The sequence below is a fragment of the Skermanella sp. genome (genome assembly GCF_059503625.1).
On sequence record NZ_JCACHA010000780.1, the window covers coordinates 1 to 9659 of the forward strand.

A 9659-nucleotide genomic window follows, 5' to 3' on the forward strand; every position below is an offset into this window, starting at 1 on the left:
CCGACAAGCAGGCGCGTCTATGTCGGCTGCCGCTTCGCTTTAGCACGACCTACGGTGCTTCAATACCAGGGCCGCGTCCGGGTCAGGTGCGGTTTGGGCGGCAGTGCGGTTTCGGTGTTCAGTTCCGCGTAGGCATGGGCGATCGACGCCGCCACGGACGCGTTGTTGCGGACCAGGGCGATGTTCGCTTCCAGGCTGGCGCCGCCGGTCAGTTCTTCCAGCCGCGACAGCAGGAAAGGCGTCACTTCCTTGCCGGAGACGCCCTGTGCGTCGGCGTCGGCCAAAGCCTGGGCAATGGCGCCGTCGACCATTTCCTGGTCCAGTGCGGCGGACTGCGGGATCGGATTGGCGATCACGACGCCGCCCTTCAGCCCCAACTGCCACTTGGCGCGCAGAATTCGCGCCGCCGTCAACGGGTCGTCGCAGCGCGACGCCAGCTTGATGCCGCTGTTCCGCGTGTAGAAGGCCGGCAATTCGTCGGTGCCGTAGCCCAGCACCGGCACGCCGCGCGTTTCCAGATACTCGACGGTCTTCGGCAGGTCGAGGATGGCCTTCGCCCCGGCGCAGACCACGGCGACGTTGGTGACGGCGAGTTCATCCAGGTCGGCCGAGATATCCAGCGTGCTCTCGGCTCCGCGATGGACGCCGCCGATGCCGCCGGTGGCAAAGACCGGGACTTCGGCCAGCGCCGCGCAGATCATCGTCGCGGCGACCGTCGTGGCGCCGTCGGCGCGGGTCGCCAGCGCTACGGGAAGGTCGCGGCGGCTGACTTTGATCACGGACTTGCTGGTGGCGAGATGCTCCAGGTCATCGTCGGTCAGACCGATGCGGATGCGCCCATCCAATACCGCTATGGTCGCGGGTATCGCGCCGCCGTCGCGCAAGGTCTGTTCGACAAGGCGCGCGGTCTCGACATTGCGGGGATAGGGCATCCCATGGGAAATGATGGTCGACTCGAGGGCGACCACGGCCTTCCTGGCCTGGAGCGCCTCGGCGACCTCGGGATGTATGGCAAGATAATCGTGCATGCCGGGGAGTTTACCCGGTTTTCAGCAAAAGTCCCGCGCGTTCGATGACCCTGTCGGCACTGAGCGAGGGATTGACCGTTGCCTCCGTCTCGACCGCCCAGGCGGCGCAGGCGAGACCGAGGCTCATGGCCTCCGCCATGTCATGGCCGCCGATCCGGCCGAAGATCACGCCGGCGATCAGGGCGTCTCCCGCCCCCGTCACTTCGCTGACATCGACCGGCGGCGGCAGGAAGAAGTCGTAGTCGAAAGGCGATGCCACGAAGGCGCCTTCCTGGCCACGCGTGATCACGACGCTGCCGACGCCGTTGCACATCAGGCGGTAGCCGGCTTCGCAGACGTCCAGTGGTGCCCGGATCGGAATGTGGGACAGATAGCTCGCCTCGTCGGCATTGGCGAACAGCGTGTCGATGCCGCCCAGGATGCCCTGGAGCCGGGAGGACTTGGCGACCGACACGCAGTCGACGTAGATCTTGCAGTCCTTCGGCTTGCGGCGCAGCAGGAAGCGGAGAGACTCAGCGGGAAGGTTGCAGTCGATGAACCAGACCGGGATATTCTCCAATCGGGGGAGCAGCGGTTCCAGAACGTCTACGGTCAGCTCGTCGTAGATGCCCATATCGGCAAGACCGATCGCCAGGTCGCCCGACTTGTCAAGCAGCGCCGTATAGGTCGCGGTCGGCGCACCGACCGAGCGGGTGACGAGATCGAAGCCGATCCCGGCTTCGCCCAGGCTGTCGAGAACCGCGTCGCCCTCCCGATCGTGGCCGACCCTGCTCACCATCGTCACCGGCAGTCCGAGACGTGCCAGATTCTCGGCTACGTTGCGCGCCACGCCGCCTGCGCCGACCCGCATGGTAACCGGGTTGGAACTGCCGGGAACGATCGGTCCGGCGGCTGTCGCCTTTCGATCGATGTGAGCGGCTCCGATGCAGGCGACCATTCGTTCCATGGGATTAGCCTCTCTCCGGCACCAGATGCTTCCTAAGGGCAGGATGCACTTTAAACGGGTGGCCCCGCAAGGGGCGGCAGAGTTCAAGGTTTGGCTTTTTTGGTCGACATCACCCATATGACACACATGACAAGCACGACCCCTGCCGCGCCCTCGGCCAATGTGGCATCCGCTTCCATCCCCCTCCCGGAGTCCTGGATCAAGGTGCTCCCGCAGGGGCTGTACGTCGAGCCCGGAGATTTCTTCGTCGATCCGGTTCGCCCGGCGGCGCGCGCCGTCATCACGCACGGCCATGCCGACCATGCCCGTCCCAACAACGAAAGGGTGCTGGCTACGCCGGATACGCTGGCGATCATGCGTGCCCGCTACGGCGATGCGGCGGGTGCATCGCTGCAAGCGCTGCCCTATGGCGAGCGTCTGCGGATAGGGGAAGTCGACGTCACTTTCGTCCCGGCCGGCCATGTGCTCGGCAGTGCCCAGGCCGTGCTGGAATACCGTGGCTGCCGCATCGTCGCTTCCGGCGACTACAAGCGGCGTGCCGATCCGACCTGCGCACCGTTCGAGCCGGTGCCGTGCGACGTGTTCATCACCGAGGCGACGTTCGGCCTGCCGGTGTTCCGCCATCCGCCGGACGAGGGCGAGATCGCGCGGCTGCTCCATTCGGTCGAACTCTTCCCGGAGCGCAGCCATGTCGTCGGTGCCTATGCGCTCGGCAAGTGCCAGCGAGTGATAGCGCTGCTGCGCAAGGCCGGTTACGACAAGCCGATCTTTCTCCACGGCGCACTGATTCCGCTGTCCAACCTCTACCAGGAGCTCGGCGTGGAACTGGGAGATCTGCGGCCCGCCACGGGGCTGAAGAAGGATGCCTTCGTCGGGCAGATCGTCATGGCGCCGCCCTCGGCGGTGGCCGACCGCTGGGCGCGCCGGCTGCCGGATCCGGTCGTCTGCATGGCGTCCGGCTGGATGACGGTGCGCCAGCGGGCCAAGCAGCGCGGAGTCGAACTGCCGCTGGTGATCTCCGACCATGCCGATTGGGACGAGCTTTGCCAGACGATCGACGATGTCGGCGCTCCGGAAATTTGGGTCACCCACGGGCGGGAAGAAGCGCTGGTCCACCACGCCACCAGCCGGGGAATCCGTGCGCGGGCGCTGGCGATGGTCGGGTTCGACGAGGAAGGGCAGGGGGAACAGCCCGAACCGCCAGAAGCGCCCGTTCGGGGCGGATCGCCGACGCCGGGGGAACTGCTGTGAAGCGTTTTGCCGAACTGATCGACGCGCTGATCTTCACGCCGTCCCGCAACGGCAAGATCCGGCTGATGGGCGATTACTTCAGCCACACTCCGGACCCGGAGCGGGGCTTCGCCCTGGCGGCCCTCACCGGCGGATTGAGCTTCACCGACGCCAAGCCGGCCGCTCTCCGCAATCTCGTCATGACCAGGGTCGATCCTGTTCTCTACGGCTGGTCGTACGACTTCGTCGGCGACACGGCCGAGACGATCTCGCTGATCTGGCCGCCGCGTCCGGGGGCGAACCGCGAACCGCATCTGAGCGAAGTGGTCGAAACCCTGGCCGAAACGCGCCGGGCCGATGTGCCGAGGGTGGTCGAGCGCTGGCTCGACGCGCTGGACGCCCAGGGGCGCTATGCCCTGATCAAGCTGATCACGGGATCGCTCCGCATCGGCGTGTCGGCACGGCTGGCCAAGACGGCTTTGGCGGAGTGGGGAAAGTGCCCGGTCGATGAGATCGAGGAAGTCTGGCACGGACTGACTCCCCCCTACCGGCCGCTGTTCGACTGGCTGGAGGGCCGGGCGGAGCGGCCCGCCGTCGGCGAGGGGGCGGGCTTCCGCCCGCTGATGCTGGCCTCTCCGCTGGAAGACGACGACATCGCGGCGCTCGACGCTTCGATCTACCGCGCGGAATGGAAGTGGGACGGCATCCGCGTCCAGCTTGTGGCGAAGGGTGGCGAGTGCCGGATCTACTCGCGCACCGGAGACGATATCGGCCCGGCTTTCCCCGACATACTGGAAGCGATGGACTTCGACGCCGTCCTGGACGGCGAGTTGCTGGTCACTCGCGACGGCGTGGTGGCGCCGTTCAACGATCTTCAGCAAAGGCTGAACCGCAAGGCGGTCACCGCCAAGATGCTGCTGGACTACCCAGCTTACGTCCGGCTCTACGACATCCTGTTCGAGGGACCGGAAGACTTGCGCCAATTGGGATTCGAGATCAGGCGGAAGCGGCTGGAGGACTGGTACGACAGGACGAAGCCGCAGCGGATGGACCTGTCGCCGATGCTGCCGTTCACGACTTGGGGGGAGCTGGCGGAACTGCGCAACGGCGCCCGTGAGAACTCCATCGAAGGCCTGATGCTGAAGCGGTTCGACAGCACTTATGTCGCCGGGCGGCCCAAAGGGCCTTGGTTCAAGTGGAAGCGCGGGCCGCTGACGATGGATACCGTGATGATGTACGCGCAGCGCGGGCACGGCAAACGCTCGTCGTTCTACTCCGACTACACGTTCGGGGCCTGGAAGGGGGATGAGCTGGTGCCGGTCGGCAAGGCCTATTCCGGCTTCACCGACGAGGAGCTGGTACGGCTCGACAAGTGGGTGCGCAACCACACGACCAAGCGCTACGGTCCCGTGCGGGAGGTCGAGCAGGGGCTGGTGCTGGAAGTGGCCTTCGACAGCGTCCACCGCTCCACCCGCCATAAGAGCGGGGTGGCGATGCGCTTTCCTCGCGTGGCGCGCATCCGCTGGGACAAGCCACCGCACGAGGCGGACAAGCTGGAGACGCTTGAAAAGCTGATCGTGGAGTGAGGCTGGGCGTCGGTTAGATGAAAACCCCCGCCCGAAGGCGGGGGCATTGGACGTGAAGGCCGGTTATGCAGCGGCCTTCATGGCCTTCTTGTTGACGTCGCTGATGGCGAGCTTGTTCAGAAGCTCGTCGGTCTTCTTTTCTTCGTTCAGCGTCTGTTCGAGAAGCTGAGCGACTTCATCGAGACCGGAAGCCTGGGCCAGTGCATGCAGAGTGCCGTAGCCGGCGATCTCGTAATGCTCGACCTTCTGAGCCGCCGCGATCAGCGCCACGTCCTGAAGCTCGGGCGAAAGGCCCATTTCCATGATTTCCTTGGCCTCTTCGATCAGGCCTTCCATGGCATGGCAATGCTTGCCGCGGGTACGCGTGTCGAGCTTCTCGAAGACCTGTTCCAAGCGCTCGATCTGGCCCTGCGTCTCTTCGAGATGCTGGGTGAAAGCCTGCTTGAGCTGCTCGTTGGAAGCGGCTCGCGCCATCTTCGGAAGCGCCCGCGTCAGTTGCTTTTCGGCGTGATAGATGTCGCGAAGTTCTTCGATCAGGAGGTCCTGCATGTTCTTGACAGCCATCATATGCTCCGTTGGCGAAAATAGTTAGTTTCATTGTCGCACGGGTTGTCTCGTTGCGATTGCTCCCCTCCAACAGGCACCGTTCAGAGGAGTTCCGTTATGTTTTTGTTGCGGCGTCGGAACGGCTGGACTCCAGTCGTGTAATCGCGCATCTGTCGATCGCCCTATGCCGCGCGATGAACATCGCGGCGCGCTACGTCAACGGCTACCTGGGCGACATCGGGATCGAACCGAACCCGTCGCCAATGGATTTCAACGCCTGGTTCGAAGCGTATCTCGATGGACGCTGGCACCTGTTCGATGCCCGCCACAATCAACCGTGCGTCGGACGCATCCCGATTGCGAAAGGACGCGACGCCGCCGATGTCGCCATGATTACGACCTTCGGGCTGCATATCCTGAAGAGTTTCGAGGTCTGGACCGAACAGGTCGCCTGATTTCCCCTGTCACGGCATGATGACAAGATGCCGCAACAGGTGTTGTCCCAGGACGTGGCATTGCCGGACCGGCATGCTTGCGGCATGAGGGCGGCCCTAGGGGAGAGGACCGGAATGAATCGACGTTTTGATATCATCGTGGTGGGAACCGGTGTCGCCGGATCCGCCATCGCACGTCGATGCCGGGCAGCGGGACGCAAGGTTGCCATCGTCGACGAACGCCCTTTCGGCGGTACCTGCCAGCTTCGCGGATGCGACCCGAAGAAGGTCCTCCGCGCCGCGGCGGAGCCGCTGGCCGCGATGGAGCGGCTGGCGGAACCGGATATCGGCGTCTTCTCCGATCTGCCGGTTCCGGACTGGCGCAGGCTGATGGCCTTCAAGCGCCGGTTCACCGATCCGGTCCCCGAAGCGAAGGAGACGGCTTTTGCCGAAGCCGGTATCGTTACGGTCCACGGGACCGCCCGGTTCGTCGGCGCCGATGCCTTGGAGGTCGGCGGCGAGGTGCTGGAAGCCGACAATTTCGTGATAGCCGCCGGATCGAAGCCGGTCCCCCTGCCCATTCATGGGGCCGATCTGGTCGCCTCCAGCGAAGACTTCCTGAACCTCGACGACCTGCCGCGCCGTATCGTCCTGGTAGGCGGCGGCTATATCGCGATGGAGTTCGCGCATCTGGCATTCCGCGCCTCGTCCGAAGTCACCGTGCTTCAGCGCGGTGAGCGTCTGCTTGGGGGCTTCGATCCCGACCTGGTCGATCTCCTGGTCGAGCGGACCCACGACCTGCCGGTCGATATCCGCCCCGGTACCGCCGCGACGGCGGTGGAGCGAACGGGATCCGGCTTTCGGGTCCATGCGGATCAGGAGGGAAGGCACCTCCACTTCGATGCCGACCTCGTCGTCCATGCCGCCGGCCGCATGCCCAACATCCAGGGGCTAGACCTGGAAAAGGCCGGCGTACGTGCCGGCAAAAGCGGTGTCGAGGTCGATGGCCATCTCCGCAGCGTCAGCAATCCGCGTGTGTTCGCCGCCGGAGACGCGGCAGCCTCCGGCATGCCGCTGACGCCAAAGGCCAGCCACGACGCCGAGGTGATCGCCGCCAACATCCTGGCGGGCGAGGCGGTGCGGCGGACCGACTACGCCGGCATGCCGAGCGTCGTCTTCTCAGTACCTCCGCTGGCGCGGGTAGGCCTGCTGGAGGAGGAAGCCCTGGCCCAGGGCCTGCGCTTCCGCGTCAACCACGCGGTGACCGACGACTGGTTTTCAGCCCGGCGGCTCAACGAGACCTGTTCGGGCCACAAGGTCCTGATCGAGGAAGACAGCGGACGTATCCTCGGCGCGCATCTGGTCGGTCCCCATGCCGACGAGGTCATCAACCTGTTCGCACTGGCGATCCGCCACGGCATTCCCGCCAAGTCGCTGGCGGAAACGTCGTTTGCCTATCCGACCGGCGGCTCCGACGTGTCCGCGATGGTTTGATGCCTCAGCCGTCGTAGTCTTCGTCGTCGCCGACCGGAGCGGGCAGGGTGATCAGGACCTTGTCCACCCGGCGCCCGTCCATATCCATCACTTCGAACCGGCTGCCCTGCCAGACGAAATGCTCGCCGGCACGCGGCACATGGCCCAGCTCGGCCAGGATGAAGCCTGCAAGCGTGTGGAAGTCGCGGTCGCCGAGCAGGCCGCGCAGGCCGAGCCGGTGCTCGACCTCGTCGACCGGCAGCATGCCGTCGACCAGCCAGGAGCCGTCGTCGCGGCGGACGGCGCCCGCGTCTTCCTCCCCCTCGTCCGGGAAGTCGCCGGCGATCGTTTCCAGGATATCGGTGACCGTCGCGATGCCCTCGATGCTGCCATATTCGTCGACCACGATGGCCATATGAAGGCCTGCCTGCTTGAACAGCTCCAGCACCCGAAGCACCGGCGTCCCGTCGTGGATGATCAGCGGCTTGTGCAGGCAGACCTGTAGGTCCAGCGTCTTGCCGCTCAGCAGCAGGTCCAGCAGGTCCTTGCTGTGGACGATGCCGACGATCTCGTCCAGGTCGCCCCGGCCGACCGGGAAGCGCGAGCGGCCGCTCGCGGCGATCTCGCGCCGGATGTCTTCCGGCTTGTCGCCGATGTCCAGCCAGACGACGTCGGGCCGGGGCGTCATGATCGTGCGCACGCTCCGGTCGGCCAGCCGCAGCACGCCTTCCAGCATCTCCCGCTCCGCCGGGTCGAAGACGCCGGTCCGTGCACCCTCCGCGATCATCGACTTGACCTCTTCCTCCGTCACTTCCGCCTGGCGGACCTTGTCCAGCCGCAGTAGGCGCAGGACGAGGTTGGTGGAGACGCCGAGCAGCCAGACCAGCGGTGCGCCCATGGTGGCGACGACGCCCATGGGCCGCGCGACGAACGCTGCGATTCGCTCGGCATTGACCAGGGCGATCCTTTTGGGCACCAGTTCGCCGACGATCAGGGACAGATAGGTGATGGTCATGACCACGACCGCGATGGCGACGCCGTCGGCATAGGGTTCGACCGCGGGGATCTCGCGAAGCTCGACCGCGAGGTAGCCGGCGAAGGTGGCGCCGCCATAGGCGCCGGCCAGGATGCCGATCAGCGTGATGCCGACCTGGACGGTGGACAGGAACTTGCTCGGGTCTTCCACGAGCCGGACGGCGGCCCTGGCGCCGCGGTGTCCCTCGTCCGCCATCTGTTGAAGTCTTGCCCGCCGGGCAGAAACGACCGCCAGTTCCGACATGGCGAAAAAGCCGTTCAGCAGAATCAGCAGAACGACCACGATCAGTTCCCAGGCGAGCATCGACTCCTCGGTTTGAAATTTCGGTAAGGGACGGTATCACAAGCGGAGGGCGGTACGGTAAGGCGGATTGCCGGGAGACCGTCCTGTGGCTAAGTTTGGTTGCTTGACCGTCCTTCTGAAAGTTCGCCCGGTGCCCGATTCGATCTTCGTCCCGTCCGTCTGCCCCCACGACTGTCCCAGCACCTGCGCGCTGGAGGTCGAAAAGCTGGCGCCGGACCGCATCGGCAAGGTGCGCGGAGCCGCGGCCAACAGCTATACCGACGGCGTCATCTGCGCGAAGGTGTCCCGCTATGCCGATCGGGTCCACCATCCGGATCGTCTGTTGAAACCGCTCCAGCGAGTCGGTCCCAAGGGTTCGGGCCAGTGGCGGGAAATCTCGTTCGAAGCGGCGCTGGACATCGTCGCCGAACGGTTCGCCGAAGCGACGCGGGAATACGGACCGGAAGCGGTCTGGCCCTACTACTATGCCGGCACCATGGGCCATGTGCAGCGCGACGGAATCGAGCGCCTGCGTCACGTCATGGGCTATTCCGGTCAGGCGAACACCATCTGCATCGCGCTTGCCGATGCCGGCTGGCTGGCCGGGAACGGCGTCAAGCGCGGCGCCGACCCGCGCGAAATGGCGAAGTCGGACCTGATCGTCGTATGGGGCGGCAACCCGGTAGCGACCCAAGTCAACGTGATGACCTGGATTTCCAAGGCCCGCAAGGAGCGCGGCGCCAAGCTGGTCGTGGTCGATCCCTACCGGACGGGTACGGCGGAACGGGCCGACCTGCATCTGGCGCCCCGGCCGGGTACCGACGGCGCGCTGGCCTGCGCCGTCATGCACGTACTGTTCGCCGAAGGCTATGCCGACCGCGGCTACATGGCGCGATTCGCCGATGCGCCGGAGGAGCTTGAAGAGCACCTGAGGTCCCGCACTCCCGCTTGGGCCGCCGCGATCACAGGCATCGACGAGCAGCGGATCGTCGAATTCGCCCGTTTGTACGGTGCCACGAAGCGCAGCTTCCTGAGGCTCGGCTACGGCTTCTCGCGCTCCCGGAATGGGGCGGCGCAGATGCACTCCGTGAGCTGCCT

Annotated in this window: 9 protein-coding genes; 5 read left to right on the forward strand and 4 right to left on the reverse strand. The window is 65.6% G+C overall.

The features are described from left to right. Nucleotides 1-59 precede the first annotated feature (59 nt). Together AC5JJ6_RS27315 and AC5JJ6_RS27320 are read right to left on the reverse strand one after the other, a co-directional pair. Nucleotides 60-1028 carry a pseudouridine-5'-phosphate glycosidase gene (locus AC5JJ6_RS27315; RefSeq protein WP_496045091.1) on the reverse strand — a complete coding sequence of 323 codons (969 nt, stop codon included), beginning with the start codon at nucleotides 1026-1028 and terminating at the stop codon, nucleotides 60-62. A gap of 10 nt (nucleotides 1029-1038) precedes the next feature. Then, on the reverse strand, nucleotides 1039-1974 hold the full coding sequence (locus AC5JJ6_RS27320) for a carbohydrate kinase family protein (protein ID WP_496045092.1): 936 nt from the start codon (nucleotides 1972-1974) through the stop codon (nucleotides 1039-1041). A 126-nt stretch (nucleotides 1975-2100) separates the two neighbouring features. Here AC5JJ6_RS27320 and AC5JJ6_RS27325 point away from each other — a divergent pair, with 126 nt between their 5' ends. Both AC5JJ6_RS27325 and AC5JJ6_RS27330 read left to right on the forward strand, forming a co-directional pair. Continuing rightward, entirely contained in the window at nucleotides 2101-3225 is a 1125-nt protein-coding gene (locus AC5JJ6_RS27325; protein WP_496045093.1) for a ligase-associated DNA damage response exonuclease, read from the forward strand. Further along, complete coding sequence (locus AC5JJ6_RS27330; RefSeq protein WP_496045094.1) at nucleotides 3222-4790, forward strand: cisplatin damage response ATP-dependent DNA ligase; 1569 nt, start codon at nucleotides 3222-3224, stop codon at nucleotides 4788-4790. The genes AC5JJ6_RS27325 and AC5JJ6_RS27330 overlap by 4 nt, the downstream gene beginning before the upstream one ends. 63 nt (nucleotides 4791-4853) lie before the next feature. On the opposite strand, the gene AC5JJ6_RS27335 is transcribed toward AC5JJ6_RS27330, so the two are convergent. Beyond that, nucleotides 4854-5354: a YciE/YciF ferroxidase family protein gene (locus AC5JJ6_RS27335; RefSeq protein ID WP_496045095.1), complete on the reverse strand. Its 501-nt coding sequence runs from the start codon at nucleotides 5352-5354 to the stop codon at nucleotides 4854-4856. A gap of 59 nt (nucleotides 5355-5413) precedes the next feature. On the opposite strand from AC5JJ6_RS27335, the gene AC5JJ6_RS27340 reads away from it, so the two are divergent. Further along, nucleotides 5414-5791 carry a transglutaminase-like domain-containing protein gene (locus tag AC5JJ6_RS27340; RefSeq protein WP_496045099.1) on the forward strand — a complete coding sequence of 126 codons (378 nt, stop codon included), beginning with the start codon at nucleotides 5414-5416 and terminating at the stop codon, nucleotides 5789-5791. Nucleotides 5792-5905: 114 nt separating this feature from the next. Then, the gene (locus AC5JJ6_RS27345) at nucleotides 5906-7264 is read left to right on the forward strand and encodes a dihydrolipoyl dehydrogenase family protein (protein WP_496045096.1); all 1359 of its coding nucleotides are present in this window, start codon (nucleotides 5906-5908) and stop codon (nucleotides 7262-7264) included. A gap of 4 nt (nucleotides 7265-7268) precedes the next feature. Here the strand turns inward: AC5JJ6_RS27345 and AC5JJ6_RS27350 are convergent, their stop codons facing one another. Beyond that, the gene (locus tag AC5JJ6_RS27350) at nucleotides 7269-8582 is read right to left on the reverse strand and encodes a hemolysin family protein (RefSeq protein WP_496045097.1); all 1314 of its coding nucleotides are present in this window, start codon (nucleotides 8580-8582) and stop codon (nucleotides 7269-7271) included. A 130-nt stretch (nucleotides 8583-8712) separates the two neighbouring features. Between AC5JJ6_RS27350 and AC5JJ6_RS27355 the strand changes: the two genes are divergently transcribed. Beyond that, a partial coding sequence (locus tag AC5JJ6_RS27355) for a molybdopterin-dependent oxidoreductase (protein ID WP_496045098.1) occupies nucleotides 8713-9659 on the forward strand: 947 nt, incomplete at its 3' end.

Bases quoted from the DNA above. Each gene is read 5' to 3' on its own strand.
- AC5JJ6_RS27345 (WP_496045096.1), top strand. From the start codon at position 5,906: ATGAATCGACGTTTTGATATCATCGTGGTGGGAACCGGTGTCGCCGGA.
- AC5JJ6_RS27350 (WP_496045097.1), bottom strand. From the start codon at position 8,582: ATGCTCGCCTGGGAACTGATCGTGGTCGTTCTGCTGATTCTGCTGAAC.
- AC5JJ6_RS27320 (WP_496045092.1), bottom strand. From the start codon at position 1,974: ATGGAACGAATGGTCGCCTGCATCGGAGCCGCTCACATCGATCGAAAG.
- AC5JJ6_RS27315 (WP_496045091.1), bottom strand. From the start codon at position 1,028: ATGCACGATTATCTTGCCATACATCCCGAGGTCGCCGAGGCGCTCCAG.
- AC5JJ6_RS27325 (WP_496045093.1), top strand. From the start codon at position 2,101: ATGACAAGCACGACCCCTGCCGCGCCCTCGGCCAATGTGGCATCCGCT.
- AC5JJ6_RS27335 (WP_496045095.1), bottom strand. From the start codon at position 5,354: ATGGCTGTCAAGAACATGCAGGACCTCCTGATCGAAGAACTTCGCGAC.